The organism is Wolbachia endosymbiont (group A) of Volucella inflata (genome assembly GCF_947250665.1).
GTDB lineage: Bacteria > Pseudomonadota > Alphaproteobacteria > Rickettsiales > Anaplasmataceae > Wolbachia > Wolbachia pipientis.
In genome coordinates this window covers 110,039-127,045 of record NZ_OX366338.1, presented here as the reverse complement: position 1 = coordinate 127,045, position 17,007 = coordinate 110,039, and the positions used below count along the sequence as shown (strand labels likewise).

At 35.9% G+C, this 17,007-nt stretch carries 19 protein-coding genes; 10 read left to right on the top strand and 9 right to left on the bottom strand.

Annotation, left to right across the window (positions count from 1 at the left end; all coding sequences use genetic code 11):
- Positions 1-133: 133 nt before the first annotated feature.
- Together OOK85_RS00635 and OOK85_RS00630 are read right to left on the bottom strand one after the other, a co-directional pair.
- Entirely contained in the window at positions 134-685 is a 552-nt protein-coding gene (locus OOK85_RS00635) for a hypothetical protein (protein WP_264703372.1), read from the bottom strand.
- Positions 686-703: 18 nt separating this feature from the next.
- On the bottom strand, positions 704-925 hold the full coding sequence (locus tag OOK85_RS00630; RefSeq protein ID WP_264703370.1) for a recombinase zinc ribbon domain-containing protein: 222 nt from the start codon (positions 923-925) through the stop codon (positions 704-706).
- A 66-nt stretch (positions 926-991) separates the two neighbouring features.
- Between OOK85_RS00630 and OOK85_RS00625 the strand changes: the two genes are divergently transcribed.
- Positions 992-1,744 carry an IS5 family transposase gene (locus OOK85_RS00625; RefSeq protein ID WP_264702253.1) on the top strand — a complete coding sequence of 251 codons (753 nt, stop codon included), beginning with the start codon at positions 992-994 and terminating at the stop codon, positions 1,742-1,744.
- Complete coding sequence (locus OOK85_RS00620; RefSeq protein ID WP_264702578.1) at positions 1,732-1,899, top strand: HNH endonuclease; 168 nt, start codon at positions 1,732-1,734, stop codon at positions 1,897-1,899. Before OOK85_RS00625 ends, OOK85_RS00620 begins: the two co-directional genes overlap by 13 nt.
- Positions 1,900-2,053: 154 nt before the next feature.
- Here the strand turns inward: OOK85_RS00620 and OOK85_RS00615 are convergent, their stop codons facing one another.
- Positions 2,054-3,103: a class I SAM-dependent methyltransferase gene (locus OOK85_RS00615; protein ID WP_264702580.1), complete on the bottom strand. Its 1,050-nt coding sequence runs from the start codon at positions 3,101-3,103 to the stop codon at positions 2,054-2,056.
- A gap of 101 nt (positions 3,104-3,204) precedes the next feature.
- Between OOK85_RS00615 and OOK85_RS00610 the strand changes: the two genes are divergently transcribed.
- The 6 genes from OOK85_RS00610 (at position 3,205) to OOK85_RS00585 (ending at position 9,559) form a co-directional block, all read left to right on the top strand.
- Complete coding sequence (locus OOK85_RS00610) at positions 3,205-3,576, top strand: hypothetical protein (protein WP_406719968.1); 372 nt, start codon at positions 3,205-3,207, stop codon at positions 3,574-3,576.
- Positions 3,577-3,861 (top strand): DUF2610 domain-containing protein, encoded by a 285-nt coding sequence (locus OOK85_RS00605; RefSeq protein ID WP_064125056.1) that lies wholly within the window; start codon positions 3,577-3,579, stop codon positions 3,859-3,861.
- A 394-nt stretch (positions 3,862-4,255) separates the two neighbouring features.
- Positions 4,256-5,008, top strand: coding sequence for an IS5 family transposase (locus OOK85_RS00600; RefSeq protein WP_264702164.1), 753 nt, complete (start codon positions 4,256-4,258; stop codon positions 5,006-5,008).
- 4 nt (positions 5,009-5,012) lie between these two features.
- Positions 5,013-5,609, top strand: coding sequence for a TomO hydrophobic C-terminal domain-containing protein (locus tag OOK85_RS00595; RefSeq protein WP_264703368.1), 597 nt, complete (start codon positions 5,013-5,015; stop codon positions 5,607-5,609).
- Between the two features lie 68 nt (positions 5,610-5,677).
- A complete protein-coding gene (topA, locus tag OOK85_RS00590; RefSeq protein WP_264703365.1) occupies positions 5,678-8,128 on the top strand; it encodes a type I DNA topoisomerase in 2,451 nt (816 codons plus the stop codon).
- Between the two features lie 138 nt (positions 8,129-8,266).
- Positions 8,267-9,559, top strand: a complete 1,293-nt coding sequence (locus tag OOK85_RS00585) for an ankyrin repeat domain-containing protein (protein WP_264703363.1) — start codon at positions 8,267-8,269, stop codon at positions 9,557-9,559.
- 70 nt (positions 9,560-9,629) lie between these two features.
- Here OOK85_RS00585 and OOK85_RS00580 read toward each other — a convergent pair whose 3' ends face one another.
- The 6 genes from OOK85_RS00580 to OOK85_RS00555 all read right to left on the bottom strand — a co-directional run bounded on the left by OOK85_RS00580 (position 9,630) and on the right by OOK85_RS00555 (position 15,413).
- The gene (locus tag OOK85_RS00580; protein ID WP_264702164.1) at positions 9,630-10,382 is read right to left on the bottom strand and encodes an IS5 family transposase; all 753 of its coding nucleotides are present in this window, start codon (positions 10,380-10,382) and stop codon (positions 9,630-9,632) included.
- A 220-nt stretch (positions 10,383-10,602) separates the two neighbouring features.
- Entirely contained in the window at positions 10,603-11,430 is an 828-nt protein-coding gene (trhO, locus tag OOK85_RS00575) for an oxygen-dependent tRNA uridine(34) hydroxylase TrhO (protein ID WP_264703361.1), read from the bottom strand.
- A gap of 694 nt (positions 11,431-12,124) precedes the next feature.
- Positions 12,125-12,253, bottom strand: coding sequence for a hypothetical protein (locus OOK85_RS00570; protein ID WP_264702676.1), 129 nt, complete (start codon positions 12,251-12,253; stop codon positions 12,125-12,127).
- Entirely contained in the window at positions 12,241-12,993 is a 753-nt protein-coding gene (locus OOK85_RS00565) for an IS5 family transposase (RefSeq protein WP_264702164.1), read from the bottom strand. The genes OOK85_RS00570 and OOK85_RS00565 overlap by 13 nt, the downstream gene beginning before the upstream one ends.
- Positions 12,994-13,278: 285 nt before the next feature.
- Positions 13,279-14,343: a 5-(carboxyamino)imidazole ribonucleotide synthase gene (locus OOK85_RS00560; protein WP_006279559.1), complete on the bottom strand. Its 1,065-nt coding sequence runs from the start codon at positions 14,341-14,343 to the stop codon at positions 13,279-13,281.
- A gap of 119 nt (positions 14,344-14,462) precedes the next feature.
- Positions 14,463-15,413, bottom strand: a complete 951-nt coding sequence (locus OOK85_RS00555) for an IS481 family transposase (protein ID WP_264702189.1) — start codon at positions 15,411-15,413, stop codon at positions 14,463-14,465.
- Between the two features lie 165 nt (positions 15,414-15,578).
- Between OOK85_RS00555 and OOK85_RS00550 the strand changes: the two genes are divergently transcribed.
- A complete protein-coding gene (locus tag OOK85_RS00550; protein ID WP_264703358.1) occupies positions 15,579-16,211 on the top strand; it encodes a helix-turn-helix domain-containing protein in 633 nt (210 codons plus the stop codon).
- Between the two features lie 195 nt (positions 16,212-16,406).
- Complete coding sequence (locus OOK85_RS00545; RefSeq protein WP_264703356.1) at positions 16,407-16,958, top strand: JAB domain-containing protein; 552 nt, start codon at positions 16,407-16,409, stop codon at positions 16,956-16,958.
- The last annotated feature ends 49 nt before the right edge of the window (positions 16,959-17,007 follow it).

Below are 17,007 nucleotides of genomic sequence, written 5' to 3'. Positions count from 1 at the left end.
AAAACATTAAAAAACGCCAACTTAAAAAATGGATAGTGAATAACTAGCTACCCTAGGGTTTCTTTTGCCTTTTTTTTGTTTGGTAAATTTCTTAATGGTTATGGCTAAACGACAACCGTCATCCCGCTGCTTGTTAGCGGGATCTATGCTTTGAGATACCGCGAATAAATCGCGGTATGACGTAGAGCTCGCGTTGACTCCTGCAACAATGTTGCAATAAACTTTGGTCCGCTTTTCCACTGTGTGTGAAAGAGTCTGGCAGCTCTTTCACTCGAAACACGATATGCACGTCTTCATGGTTAATCTCAATTCGCTTAACTAATGTTCTAATGATATCACGTCTAGTTAGCCAATCTGCGTTATCAAGACTTGAGTTAACGCTAGAAGAAAACTCTTCTAAAGTAGTCACCACTAGAGTTAAGTCTTGTTCAAGTCTTTTTTGATCAAATATCTTTTTCTTTTGCTCTCCGATCATTTGTAAGGTTTGTTTCATTGCTTTAATTCTTGGTTTAAACTCTTCTTCATTGATGTATCCTTGAGTATAGCCATCAATAAGCCTTGCAATGCCACAGTTTAATTGATCTTCTTTTTTCTCAAGAAAGTCACTTTTTTGATCTAATGGTGATTTTTTAATCTCTGAAAGTCTACGCTTGTATTCTTCTAATATCCGAGTAGGATTTTTCAATAGGTATTTTACCTCTTCCTATACAGCCACGTCTAATACATCTGTACGAATCATTCTATTATTACACATTTTATTGCCACCAAAGTGACCTCGCTCCGTACCAGTACAACGATAATATGTTCGACGAGCGCTAGAGCAAGTGCTAATACCATGATATCCATAATGACAAAGCTGACATACTGTTAAACCTTGCAACAAGTAATTTGCTCCCATTCGTCTTGTCCTAGGCTCTGTGGACAAAAAATATGAAAAGAGAGAAAAAGATGGTAGTTTAGCCTAATAGGTAAAAAATGGAGAAACTACCATATGCAATATTACATCAAAGAGGAAAATTGGAAACAAATTTTAGAGTTCATAAAAAGCGTAAAAGGAATGCACAGCAAAGATGAAAAACGTTTAAGAATATTCATAGAGGCAGTGTGGTACATAGTGCGAAGTGGTTGCCAATGGAGACTTTTACCAAAAACTTATGGTAATTACAGGAATATACATAAGCGATTTAAAAGATGGTGTGAAAGAGATGTCTGGAAAAAATTGCTTGAATATACTAAACAAGAGCCTGATTTAGAAGTTGCTATAATCGACGGTACGATCATCCGAGGCCATCCATGTTCATCTGGATATACAAAAAACTCCAAGGATCAAGAAGCTTTAGGGAGGAGCAAAGGTGGCTTTACAACTAAAATACATGCGCTTGTCGATGCACTTGGAAATCCACTTAAATTTACTCTGACTCCTGGTCAAAGAAATGAAATTACGCAGGCACAAGTGTTGACCGAAAGTATCTATAACTCTACTGTAGTAGCTGACAAGGGCTACGATAGCAATGCCTTTGTTACAAGTCTTGAAGACAAGGGATGTACAGTAGTTATTCCGCCAAAACGGAATCGAAAAGTGCAAAGGTATTACGATGAGCATATCTACAAAGAACGTCATTTGATTGAGTGTTTTTTTGGTAAAATTAAAAATTTTAGGCGCATTTTTTCCAGATTTGATAAAACTGCTGAGGTTTTTATGGGTTTTCTCAATTTTGTTGGAGCTCTTGTATGGCTTCTCTAAAATTTTGTCCACAGAGCCTAGGTAAACGTAATACTGAACTACCGGAATGGAAAAAGAGAATGATTGAACGACAGAGGAAAACTCTTGTTGTTTGTTATGAATGCCATAAGAAAATCCAATATGGAAAATATGATGGTGACTCCTTAAAACGTTAGATTATTGGAGAGCCACGTGATACGGAAACGATCATGCGTGGTTCGGAGAGGGGTTGTTGGAAAAGTACTTAACAAGTAACTCGCTGGCTGCCCACTCTACTTCATGCACAGTTCTGCGAGAGGCTGGCGGGGAAGGTCCGCCGGTCTACTCTCCCTATATCAATAGCATTGCTTTAAAAAGAGTGCCCATATTTTCAGTCAACCTTAAGAATTCACTAAAGATCCTATTCTTTTGTTCATCACTTGCGCTTTTCATTAAAGCCAGGGTTCTTTCTTTTATGCCAAAAAGATATAAAAATTCTCTTTGAGTTAAAATATCGCAATCTACGTGTTTTAATGAATCTTTTAATGCTTGAAAGTTTACAAGTGCGGTAATATCACTATTACCAACATTCTCAAGAAAATTAGCATACTTATGTTGTTTTATCGATTGCAGAGTGCTCTTATATGCGGGGTACACATAACCGTAATCTACAATCAAAGCAGCTCCTTTATTATTATATATCTTCTTCTCAAGTTTTTTTAATATTTCAACCCCAACTGAACATATTTCCACCACTGCACCATTAAAAAATTTTCCATTTGTCATCTGAGTAGCTGACACTGGAATCCATGATTCTTTTTTTCTGGATTCCAGTGTCACGCACTGGCATGACACCAAGAGACTGCCATCATCTTGTTTTGTCACCATATTTTCATACCACCCCTCATCATGATATACAAACTGATCTATCGGAAGAGCGTCAAAGAACTCATTTGCTAAAAAAATGGTTGGTTGTTCTGGTAGGTTGTCAATATTTTTGTGCCAATTAACATCTAAGCTTTTTAATTTTTCCTTTTGTATCTTCCGTAAAGTAGGGCTTATTTCAACTAAGTGGATCAACATTGAATTAAAAAAGCTGCTGTATTTTTTAGTGACTCTTATTATATCGTGAATGAGTGTTCCTTTGCCTGGCCCAAGTTCAACTAGAGAAAATTTTGATGGCTTTCCTAATTTTTCCCATGTATGCATTATCCAAACTGCAATTACTTCACCAAATAATTGGCTGATCTCAGGTGCGGTAGTAAAATCACCATCCTTACCAAGCGGTAATTTACTTGTATAATAGCCGTATTTTTCATGGTACAAAACGGCATTCATGAAATCACTGATGGATATTGATCCTTGACTTTTGTCAATTAATTCGTGTATATAAGTGAGCATGTTATTAATAAATGTTTAACTATAGCGTGCCATAATATAAAATAGTAGAGTATTTATATATATAGTATAAACTTAAGTTTGTGAGTAATAGTGCTTCAGTTATGGACGACAAAAACACCGATTATGTTGCCCTTATACCTCAAAATGATAGTATTGAATACAAATTTGAAGAAGCTGTCAATTTTATAGAAAACAAGGTTATAAATGCTGATGGGCTAACTTTAGCGGAAGTGTTTCAAGTGCTAGTTCAAATGCTAGATGGTGATCTAGCATTGGTAAAAAAAGTACTAGCATATGCTAATATTATGGCAAAGCATGGAATGAAGGTAGCAAAAGAGTCGCAATTAAGCAGAGCTGATGTTCGCCGAGCTTTGGAAGGTAGAGAAAGTGTTGTCAATAGACAAGATTTTATAAAGAAACCACCTCTTCCACCTGCTATAAAATCGACCAAAAAGAAAAGTAGAGGTCTTTAAATGGCCGAATCTATAAAAAAATTTACTGTACAATGTGACTTCAAAGGACAAAGTTCACCTTTTGCAATATACATAGGAAATCCAAAAAGTGATGCTCATCCAATTCATCATCAAGATTCCTGGCTTGTAAAAGAACGTGGAGGGAATATTCCTAATAAAGTAAAAGAAAGTCTACAAAAATTATATAAACTATCTCAAGAAAATGGAGTCTCTTTCTCAGAGTTATGTGCGTATGCCATTACTGTGGTTAGTAATAATGATAAAAAAAGCGATAGCAAAAAATAGCAAACTGCTCTCTTATCATCCAATATCTTCTTCCTGTCTTTCCTATACCTTCTCTCTTGTCATCCCAGTGCTTGACACTGGGATCCAGCTAGGTTGGTGAATATAAAAGTAGCTAATCTCATTTATATTAAAACACTACGTTTTTGATGGGGTTGCGTGAAAAACTGGATTCCAGTGTCAAGCACTGGAATGACACCACCTGCCACACAAATTGCCTACAAATTATAGCTCTTTTCATAATAGTCCGGAAAGTTCATAGAAAAGCAGAATCAACAGCATGACGAAAAGATGTGAATAGAGGAATGTTTTTCCTAGGCTCTGTGGACAAAAAATATGAAAAGAGAGAAAAAGATGGTAGTTTAGCCTAATAGGTAAAAAATGGAGAAACTACCATATGCAATATTACATCAAAGAGGAAAATTGGAAACAAATTTTAGAGTTCATAAAAAGCGTAAAAGGAATGCACAGCAAAGATGAAAAACGTTTAAGAATATTCATAGAGGCAGTGTGGTACATAGTGCGAAGTGGTTGCCAATGGAGACTTTTACCAAAAACTTATGGTAATTACAGGAGTATACATAAGCGATTTAAAAGATGGTGTGAAAGAGATGTCTGGAAAAAATTGCTTGAATATACTAAACAAGAGCCTGATTTAGAAGTTGCTATAATCGACGGTACGATCATCCGAGGCCATCCATGTTCATCTGGATATACAAAAAACTCCAAGGATCAAGAAGCTTTAGGGAGGAGCAAAGGTGGCTTTACAACTAAAATACATGCGCTTGTCGATGCACTTGGAAATCCACTTAAATTTACTCTGACTCCTGGTCAAAGAAATGAAATTACGCAGGCACAAGTGTTGACCGAAAGTATCTATAACTCTACTGTAGTAGCTGACAAGGGCTACGATAGCAATGCCTTTGTTACAAGTCTTGAAGACAAGGGATGTACAGTAGTTATTCCGCCAAAACGGAATCGAAAAGTGCAAAGGTATTACGATGAGCATATCTACAAAGAACGTCATTTGATTGAGTGTTTTTTTGGTAAAATTAAAAATTTTAGGCGCATTTTTTCCAGATTTGATAAAACTGCTGAGGTTTTTATGGGTTTTCTCAATTTTGTTGGAGCTCTTGTATGGCTTCTCTAAAATTTTGTCCACAGAGCCTAGGAATATAAAGAAGCATCTTACCGACTTTGTAGATTTTGAAGAGAGGCATGTTCCTAGGTTGAAGCTATATGCATTTGCAGGAGTCATAAAGAATAAAATAATAAACGAAAGCAATAGCAGCTCAAAACATCAAACAATTGATCAAGCTTGTTCTTCCAGTGTTGATGAGCAAGTTTCTCAGCCTGTAAGTGAAACAACCGGCACTATTGAACACATAAGTGCAAGTGATAGTGAGCATGGTAAAGTTTCTGAAGGTGGCAGTACTAAAATACTAGTTTCAGATCAAGAAAATGACATCCAGAACAATAATATACGACCAAGTCCACAAAATGAAAAGAGGAGCAAACTGCCTATTGTAACTGCCTCTGTACTGGCAGTGGCTGGAGTTGCTTTAGGAGTAGCTATTGCAGTTCACTTAGAAATGTTAGCGGTGGGAATAGTGGTTGGAGCTTGTTGTCTGGTTGCTGCTGCGATCTATACTATTGTAATGAGCCTTCAAAGTCGCTTGAAAATATCAACGTCCAAGGGTTTTCTAAAGAGGGTCAAGAACCTACTTTGTAAAATTCACAAGACCTATTAAAATATTTTTTTACTTTTCATTGTATATTTCTCGACATATTATCTTTAAGTACTAAAATAATTAACAGTATGGCGTTATTAATAGTTGAATCACCTGCGAAAGCAAAGACAATAGGTAAATATTTGAGTAAAGAGTTCAAAGTAGCTGCATCCTTTGGACATGTGAGGGATCTTCCAGCAAAAAACGGTTCTGTCGATCCGGATAATGATTTTGCTATAAAGTATGAAACCATTGAAAAAGCAGAAAAGTATATAAAAGAGCTAGTAAAAGCAGCAAGTAAAGCATCAGATATATATCTTGCAACAGACCCAGACAGAGAAGGGGAAGCAATGGCTTGGCATGTGATAGAGACATTAAAAGAAAAGAAAGCAATCAATGATAAAAGCAACATTTATAGAGTAGTCTTTAATGAGATAACGAAAAGAGCAGTTCAAGAAGCAATAAAGAATCCACGTGAAATAAATATGGATTTAGTGCGTGCACAACAAGCACGTAGAGCTTTGGATTATCTAGTTGGGTTTAATTTGTCACCACTGCTGTGGACAAAATTGTCGGGGAGCAAGTCTGCAGGACGCGTGCAGTCTGTTGCATTAAAGATTATATGCGAACGAGAAGATGAAATTAGTAAATTTATAACACAGGAGTATTGGAGCATAAAGGCAGAAATGCAAAATAGCAAAGATGAGGCTTTTTTTGCTATGCTAAGCCACTATGACAATAAAAAGCTAGAAAAATTTGATATTAAGAATGAAGAAGAAGCAAAGAACTTAGTCAGGGAGATTGAGTCAAGGCAATATGCTGTAAGCACAGTAGAACGCAAGCAAGTTAAGAGAAACCCACTTCCTCCGTTTATTACTTCAAGTCTTCAGCAAGATGCAGTGAATAAACTGTATTTTAATGTGAAAAGTGTTATGCGCATAGCGCAAAATTTATATGAAGGTATCGATATTGGTGGTGAAACTGTAGGGTTGATAACTTATATGCGTACAGATGGGTTTCATATTGCAGATGAGGCTATAAACTCAATTAGAGGGTCAATTAAGTCATTATATGGTGATAAATATTTACCGCAGTCTCCTCGTAAATATGTAAAAAAGGTCAAAAATGCTCAAGAAGCACATGAAGCAATTCGTCCAACTGATATCAATAGAACGCCGGGTAGTATTAAGGATTACTTAACGCCAGAGCAATTTAAGTTGTACGATTTAATCTGGAAAAGAACCATTGCAAGTCAGATGGAATCAGCGATCCTTGATCAAGTGGTAGTTGAAATTAGTTCTACTGATCAGAAAGTAATTCTGCGAGCAAGTGGATCAAGTATATTCTTTGATGGTTTTTATAGAGTCTACCAAGATAACATAGAAGCCGAAAATGAAGGCCTGCTACCTGCCATGAAGGAAGGGGAAGCATGTAAGCTGATTTCAGTTGAGCCAAAACAGCATTTCACTCAACCGCCACCTCGTTATAGTGAAGCAAGTATCGTTAAAAAAATGGAAGAAATCGGTATAGGCCGCCCATCAACTTATGCAACAATTATTTCGGTATTACAAGATCGTGAGTACGTTTCATTGGATAGCAAAAGGTTTATTCCAAGCAGTCGTGGTAAAATCGTTACTATATTTTTAGAAACCTTTTTTCAGCGTTGTGTAGAGTGTGATTTCACAGCACAAATGGAAGAAAAGCTTGATTTAATCTCAAATGGACATGCAGATTGGAAAAAAGAATTAGGCCACTTCTGGGTGCCATTTTTTGGTCATGTAAACTCTGTCAAGCAAATGACGCATGATGAAGTTTTCAGCGGCATTCACAATTTGGTAGTCGATTGGTTTTGTTCAGAAGAAGGAAGAAAAGAGGTGAACACGAAATGCCCTGACTGCTTAGGTGGCATATTGAAATTGAACTTTGGAAAAGCCGGGGTGTTCCTTGGATGTTCTAACTATCCTGAATGCAACCATACAAAAGAAATTACAGGTAGTAACGACAATTCAGAATATCCAAAAAGTTTAGGTGTAGATGATATAACAGGACAAGAGGTAGTAATTAAAAAAGGTCCTTTTGGGCTTTACCTGCAGTTTAATAATGAGTCAGAAAAGAAAAAAGCGGTTTCTATACCAAAAGATATAAATGTTAATGAGATTGATCTGAATACCGCTACTCAGTTACTTTCCTTGCCAAAAGTAATTGGAGGACACCCAGAAACCGGAAAGGAAGTAAAAATAGGCCTTGGACGATTTGGATACTATATTTTCTATGATGGTAAATACTTTTCTCTTAAGAAAAGCTCCAAAGAGGTGCTGAATACAGAATTGAGCGAAGCTGTACAAATTATTGCAAACAGTCCACGCAAAGAGTTAAAATCTCTCGGGGTTAATGAAAAGGGAAAAGAAGTTTTTATCTGCAACGGTAGGTACGGATTCTATATAAAATGCGGTAAAACAAACGTTGCTTTGGGCAAGAGTGCAGATATTGAAAGCATAGATTTGAAGAAGGCTTTAGAGTTGATTAAGGGCAAGAAGTAAATACTTAAAAGGTATATATTTATAACTTTTTTATAAATAAAATAAGTTGAGGTATTGTATCTTATAATTGAAAAAAACACTTGTAAGTTCTATTTTTAGTACATACATTAGCCTTTTTATAATTTACGGAATAAAATTATGTTAAATAATTATGATTTATACACAATTTTTGAGAAATATAGTAAAAATTATGAATTAGCAGACTATGAGCGTTTAATAGGCAAGTATATTGAGAAGGCGGTTGAAAAAGGTAATAATTGCTTTGAGGAAAGTGGTCTGCTTTGCCCGATAACAGGAGAACTAATATTAGAGCCTGTTAGAATAATATATGATGATGATTCAAAGTCGCAAAATGTGTTTGAGTACCATGAGATTTTTAAGTGGTGGGAAAAAGAAGGGGATAACGCAACAGACCCATGTACCAAAAGGCCTGTAAAAGCTCTTTATCTAGATGAGGAAATAAGACGAGCAATAGAGGATAAGTTATGGGAATACTTCAATGAATATTATTATGAGTTACTGGATAATGAAAAAAGAAGTATTAATGAGGCAGTAAGCTTTCTAAAGTTAATGCGATTTATTGAGTGTGGTGATTACTATCAGGTGTTACAATGTCTTAATGGTGGTGTTAATATTAATGCTCAAAACGATAGTAGTCAAACCCCATTACACATTGCTTCCTTCAAAGGTGTGGCTAGTGTAGTAAAACTTCTTTTAGAGAGAGGTGCTAAAATCGATGCCCGGGATAATCAAGATGAAACTGCATTACACTATGCTTCTTATTATGGTCACCGTGCTACAGCAGAAATTCTTTTAAAGAAAGGTGCTAAAATCAATACCCGGGGTAATCTAGGTAAAACTGCATTACATCATGCTGCTTCTGCTAATAATGCTGATATGACTAAATTTCTTCTGGAGGCAGGAGCCAAAGCTAATGCGAAAGATAGCTTTGATAGAACACCACTTTTCTTTACTGACAATGAGGAAATAATTACTTTACTTAGAAATAAACAAATTATTGAGTCGGTTATTGAGGATAATTATGATCAGGTGTTACGGTGTCTTAACGATGGTGCTGATGTTAATGCTAAAAACGATAATAAGGAAGCCATATTACACATGGCTTCCTTAAGAGGTATGACTAGTATAGTAAAACTTCTTTTGGAAAAAGGTGCTAACATTAATATCCAGAATAATCTGGGTAGAACTGCATTACACCATGCCACTTCTACTAATAATGCTGATATGGTTGAATTTCTTCTGAAGGTAGGAGCCAAAGCTAATATAAAGGATAATAATGGTAGAAAACCATCTTCTTTTACTGAAAATAAAAAAATAATAGGTTTACTTAAAAATCCACCAGCTAGATGCCTTTCTGATGTTATGGTTAGCTGTCTTTCAACGCCCACTTCTGTTTTTTGTGGAAAGTAATATGGATTGATGTATTAGTCAATAGATGTACTTCAGGTTATTTAATTTGCTAGGCTCTGTGGACAAAATTTTAGAGAAGCCATACAAGAGCTCCAACAAAATTGAGAAAACCCATAAAAACCTCAGCAGTTTTATCAAATCTGGAAAAAATGCGCCTAAAATTTTTAATTTTACCAAAAAAACACTCAATCAAATGACGTTCTTTGTAGATATGCTCATCGTAATACCTTTGCACTTTTCGATTCCGTTTTGGCGGAATAACTACTGTACATCCCTTGTCTTCAAGACTTGTAACAAAGGCATTGCTATCGTAGCCCTTGTCAGCTACTACAGTAGAGTTATAGATACTTTCGGTCAACACTTGTGCCTGCGTAATTTCATTTCTTTGACCAGGAGTCAGAGTAAATTTAAGTGGATTTCCAAGTGCATCGACAAGCGCATGTATTTTAGTTGTAAAGCCACCTTTGCTCCTCCCTAAAGCTTCTTGATCCTTGGAGTTTTTTGTATATCCAGATGAACATGGATGGCCTCGGATGATCGTACCGTCGATTATAGCAACTTCTAAATCAGGCTCTTGTTTAGTATATTCAAGCAATTTTTTCCAGACATCTCTTTCACACCATCTTTTAAATCGCTTATGTATACTCCTGTAATTACCATAAGTTTTTGGTAAAAGTCTCCATTGGCAACCACTTCGCACTATGTACCACACTGCCTCTATGAATATTCTTAAACGTTTTTCATCTTTGCTGTGCATTCCTTTTACGCTTTTTATGAACTCTAAAATTTGTTTCCAATTTTCCTCTTTGATGTAATATTGCATATGGTAGTTTCTCCATTTTTTACCTATTAGGCTAAACTACCATCTTTTTCTCTCTTTTCATATTTTTTGTCCACAGAGCCTAGAAAAATGTTGTAGAATGGCTTTTGCCATTCTACTTTTTGAAGTGCAACTTTCCAATTCTATAGCTAACATAAGACTATCTCAAGACCTCGTCATCTCGCTGCTTGTTAGCGCCGCGGCGGTATGACGTAGAGAGATCTTATTTATTATAGCTATAACACTGAAGTTTACAATCAGAACAAACCACCTGGCCACGTGGAACTGATTTCAGTTTATCAGTTGAAACTTGATTTGAGCAGAATATGCATTTTATTGTGTTGCTTGGAGTAAGTGAGTTATCAACAGCAACTCTATCATCAAAAACAAAACACTCACCTTCCCAATTACCATTTTTATTATAAGTTTTTTCAATGTAAGAAAGAATGCCGCCTTTAAGATGGTAAACATCACTAAATCCAAGGCTTTTCATATATGCTGTAGATTTTTCGCATCTAATTCCACCAGTGCAGTACATAGCTACTTTCAGGTCTTTACTCTCAGAAAATGACTCTGTCCACTGAGGAAACTCACGGAAACATTGTGTGTGTGGATTAATTGCATTCTTAAACTTGCCTAACTTCACTTCATACTCATTTCGTGTATCTATTACTAAAACGTCAGGTTGAGAAGTAAAATCATCCCAATGCTCTGGATCAACATATTTACCCTTAAGGGAAATATCAAGATTGCTTACACCAAGATTCACAATCTCTCTTTTTAATTTTACCTTCATCTTGCTAAATGGTTGATATTCTGCTGCACTCTCTTTCCATGTAAGGTCCCTTAGCCTATAATCAGAACGTAGAAAATCGAATATTTTATCAATCGCGTTTCTTTCACCAGATATAGTCGCATTAATACCCTCTTCTGCAAGGAGTATAGTACCCTTTAATTCAACGTTGTCGCATGCAGTTTTTATTTCGTCTTTCATGTCATAATAATTAGAGAGTTCTACAAAGTGATAGAAAGTTGCAATGACGAAGCTCATGATTATTCACTTATCAACTAAGAACATGATATACAAAATTATAAAGATATTCAATAGTACGGCTGTTATAGCTAAAGTGGCTCTACAATTTGAAAAACCGTCATTCCGCTACTCGTTAGCGGAATCTATACCGCGAATGAATCCAGTTATCTAAGTGGAGAAAGTCACCTCTCTCCACTCGACTTCAAAACCGGACTTGTGACTTTCACCACATCCGGCTTCTCTCTAACTTGGTGTTTGTCATACATACTTCTCCATGTAATTAACATTTCAAAGCTTGGTAAATTTGTTTTTATAGCTTAAATACAGCATTCTCTATATTACTAGAGAAGTCGTATTCATTCATACCTAACACTTAATGTTGGCTCATAACATATTAACCACTACTCACAACTTTACCTTCCAAATTACAGTGTCCACGTCAGCATATCTTAAACATTACTTTAGGCCTTGGCTTCTTAGACAATCCCTCATTATAGGTGCATACGGGTGGCTCCCTGCTTAAAGAATAAGAGCATCTATAATGTTACTCCGTTCCATGAAATTGTTTCATGTTAGACTTAGGTTCCAACTTTTTGCCGGGAGATGGGAAACATCTTAATCAGACCAGTCAAGTTCTAATTATCCACTTTCTCCGTACCTTTTGGTCTATGCGTTAACCAACCTTATTTCGCATATCGTTCGTTACGACAATTCAGGCATTGGTTCCTCTCGTAACCATATCTAACTCTGTTTGCAGGGATTCACTATAAGGTTTAGTGTTACCTGCTTTTATCTCATGCTTGCATCCTAGGCTCTGTGGACAAAATTTTAGAGAAGCCATACAAGAGCTCCAACAAAATTGAGAAAACCCATAAAAACCTCAGCAGTTTTATCAAATCTGGAAAAAATGCGCCTAAAATTTTTAATTTTACCAAAAAAACACTCAATCAAATGACGTTCTTTGTAGATATGCTCATCGTAATACCTTTGCACTTTTCGATTCCGTTTTGGCGGAATAACTACTGTACATCCCTTGTCTTCAAGACTTGTAACAAAGGCATTGCTATCGTAGCCCTTGTCAGCTACTACAGTAGAGTTATAGATACTTTCGGTCAACACTTGTGCCTGCGTAATTTCATTTCTTTGACCAGGAGTCAGAGTAAATTTAAGTGGATTTCCAAGTGCATCGACAAGCGCATGTATTTTAGTTGTAAAGCCACCTTTGCTCCTCCCTAAAGCTTCTTGATCCTTGGAGTTTTTTGTATATCCAGATGAACATGGATGGCCTCGGATGATCGTACCGTCGATTATAGCAACTTCTAAATCAGGCTCTTGTTTAGTATATTCAAGCAATTTTTTCCAGACATCTCTTTCACACCATCTTTTAAATCGCTTATGTATACTCCTGTAATTACCATAAGTTTTTGGTAAAAGTCTCCATTGGCAACCACTTCGCACTATGTACCACACTGCCTCTATGAATATTCTTAAACGTTTTTCATCTTTGCTGTGCATTCCTTTTACGCTTTTTATGAACTCTAAAATTTGTTTCCAATTTTCCTCTTTGATGTAATATTGCATATGGTAGTTTCTCCATTTTTTACCTATTAGGCTAAACTACCATCTTTTTCTCTCTTTTCATATTTTTTGTCCACAGAGCCTAGTAATATAGAGAATGCTGTATTTAAGCTATAAAAACAAATTTACCAAGCTTTGAAATGTTAATTACATGGAGAAGTATGTATGACAAACACCAAGTTAGAGAGAAGCCGGATGTGGTGAAAGTCACAAGTCCGGTTTTGAAGTCGAGTGGGGAGAGGTGACTTTCTCCACTTAGATAACTGGCGGTATGACGTAGAAAAACTGTTAACTTAAATCTATATTGACATGTCCCATTTTACGCTTATCCCTAACCTCTTTTTTCCCATATATGGTTAAACTAGCTTTTTCGTTGCTCAAATACTTATGAGAATCATATATATCATTACCTATTATATTTTTCGTCATACAAGGAAAGCGTAATACTACTTCCTGCATAGGTAGCCCGCATATTATCCTAACTAGCTGTTCAAATTGACTAACGTTACATGCATCCAAGCTCCAGTGGCAAGAATTGTGAGGTCTGGGAGCTAGTTCATTAACTAACAATTCGTTATCTTTAGTAACAAAAAATTCAATAGCCAGAATTCCTATTACATCAAGCGCATTTGCTATTTTCTTTGCAGCTCGTTGTACCTCTTGAGTTAATTTGCTATCTATTTTAGCTGGCACTGTTGAAGTATCAAGTATTCCATCAACGTGGTAATTTTCTGCTATAGGAAAAAAAGCTACTTTACAGTTTTTATCTCTTGCAACGACTATTGAAACCTCTTTCAGTAAATCAACACTTGCTTCAAGAATGTACTCTGTATTCCAATCAAAGGAAGCAAATTGCTTCACTTCAGAATCATTCTCAAGCACATATTGTCCTTTTCCATCGTAACCCATTTCTGTTGTTTTCAGCCTTATTGGATAGCCAAAAGCTCTACTGCTTTTCAGTAGCTCATTATAATTTTGTATACTCTTATAGTTAGCAGTTTTTATACCCAAGTTTTTAATAAAATCCTTTTCTCTCAGTCTGTTCTGCGAAATGTGTAACGCTTTTTTACCCGGATAAAAATTTACATCGATATCAATTGCACTACATGGAATATTTTCAGACTCAATAGTAACTAAATCCACACTCTGTGCAAAAGATTCAAGAGCTTTCTTATCAGAGAAATCTGCTATTGTGAAATCATCAGCAACAGAGCAAGCCGGATCGTCTTTAGCACTGGCAAAAACATGTGTTTTTTGTCCAAGTTTTGTTGCAGCGATAGCAGTCATTTTACCTAATTGTCCACCACCTATTATTCCTATTACTTTTTTGCTAAGCGCATCTGGTTCGTTCATACTATAAATTGATATCAACTATGTTTTTTTAAATTTTTTGAATTTAGTCTTATTACAACTCTTGTTTATAACTTTGTATTTTTATTCAATTAAAAAATGTATTTTTGGCAACAAAAACCCTAGGTGTATGGTCCCAGAGTGTGATGGTGTGGATTTAGTATAAATAATTCTGGAGACTGTGTCCACTGATAACATATAAATTCATAAGGAGTAAGACCCTTAAGAGTTTTGAGTCTCTTTGCATAATTATAAGCCATAACAAAGTTATAAAGGTGTTCTTTAAGTTGCTGGTGCGATTGATAGTAATACTTCTTAACTGTAGCATCCTTTAAAGTTTTATTCATACGCTCGACTTGCCCATTCGTCCAAGGATGGCTAACTTTTGTCAAACGATGTTCAATAACATTCTCTTCGCAAACTCTATCAAATATATGTTGGAAAGCATACTTATGACGCTTCTGGTTTGTAAATTGTATACCGTTATCTGTCAAAATAGTATGGATTTTATACGGTAAAATTCTAATCAAATTACGTAAGAACTCAGCAGCTATGGGTTTTGTAGCACTGTTACGCAACTCAACATAGGTAAATTTGGATGTCCTATCAATAGCAACAAACAAATGTAATTTGCCCTCCTCAGTTCTAACTTCAGCAATATCAATATGAAAGTAACCGATAGGATATTGTTTGAATTTCTTTTTTGACTTAACTTCTCCATCAACAGTTGGTAATCTGCTAATGTTGTGTCTTTGTAAACAACGATGCAAGCTAGAGCGAGTCAAATGCGGAATTGTAGACTGCAGAGCGTAAAGGCAATCATCTAGTGGCAGTAGTGTATACTTGCGAAATGTAACTATTATAGCTTCCTCTTCTAGCGTTAAAACAGTCGATCTTGGACGCTTTGGACCCATATCAGCATCTTTCGTAAATGAACGTTTTCTCCACTTAATAATAGTTTTTGGATTAAGGTTATAATGCTTGGAGAGTTTTGCTATGCTCTCTTTTCTATTTTGTATTGCTCTACGAATCGTCTGTGTTGTTTTGGCGCACCCATGTAATATTTGTCCCATAACTCCTCCTTTGATGGTATTTTTTTCTCATATTTTATCATACCATCACACTCTGGGACTGTACACCTAAGAGAAAACTGTTGTTTTGATAAAGCCAAGGAACAAGCAATATACAATCTCACGACACAAACAAGAACGCGAGAATCACGCAAGGCAATTTATGCATTGACCCAATCTGTCCGAGCTCAGAAGGAAAGTAATGCAAAAGAGGCAAGGGTAAGAATAGCGCAAAATCTACTTAAAGCAGGGTTTTCTGTTGACATTATCTACCAAGCGACTGGTTTATTAGCTGATGAATACGACGACAAAGAGAAAAAAATACCTAAGCGTCAAAACGAAGGAGAAGAGATAAAAAATTGGAGGATAGTACAAGGATATGCTCAAGAATATTTAGCAGAAAAGCTCGGTGTATCACGTTCGAAAATACACAACTGTGAACAAGGGAACGTTATCATTTTAGGTGAAACGTTATGGGGAATAGCAGTAGAATTATCAAAGGATGTTGACGATCTTATAACTAAACCAACGAAAGAAGATTATTATGAAGATAGTGAAGGAGAAAATGAGCGATTAAGTTTGGCGAGAGAGTGTCAAAAAATTGACGATCAAGAATCACTAGACGAACTGGGTATATGGGTAGAATTTTTATCCCAAAGAAGGCAAATTTACAAAGAAAAGATTGACAAAGCAGAGGGAATCAAAGTTGCAAATAACCTACTTATATTAGGTGTTTCTGTTGACGCCATTTCCCAAACAATAGGTATACCTGCTGAAGCAATAGATTTATGTCGCCTTTGAAAATACGAGTCTAAAAACGACATTGCTTAAAGAAATCAGCAGTTATTAATATCTTTTATATTTCCATAAAAAAATAAACAAAAAAATTGAAAAATTGATTTGACTTCGCCCGAAAGCTATGGCCTTATGCCAATACTGCTAAAAAAATAGCAGTAAACATTTAAAAAAATTTATTATTAGTGAAGGATATATTATATGAATAATAAGAATAAAAGTAAAGATCGTAGAAAAGAAATAGAATTTAGAGCATTGAACAGTGGAGGTAAAGCTCTACGTGATGATGAAATAATAGAAACGCTTCTAAGTTCAGTACACGACAGTAACCAAGCTCAAGCTATCACTAAAAATCTAGTGAATACTTGTACAGGAATAGGAGGCATTCTAGGTCGGGAAATAGATGAACTGCAAATGATAAAAGGAGTAACTAAACCTGCAGTTGTAGTGATTACATGTGTTAAGGAAGCTAACAAGAGGGCACTAAGAGAAGGGTTAAAGAGAGGACCGGTAATGGGTAACGAAAAGCTCATAGAATATATAAGGGTAAGTATAGGCCTCTCAGCGAGAGAAGCTGTCCAGATAATATATTTGGATACACAGCGCCGTTTTATAGACGACGACGTGCATTTTGGTACAATAGATGAAGTGCATCTATATGAAAGGGAAGTGGTAGAAAATGCAATCGGAAGGAAGGCAGCATCAATAATATTAGCTCACAACCACCCTGGAGGAAGTTTAGAGCCATTGTAAGTTAAAAATGTGATATAAAAGAGATAAGAGGGAAAGATAACCCTACTCA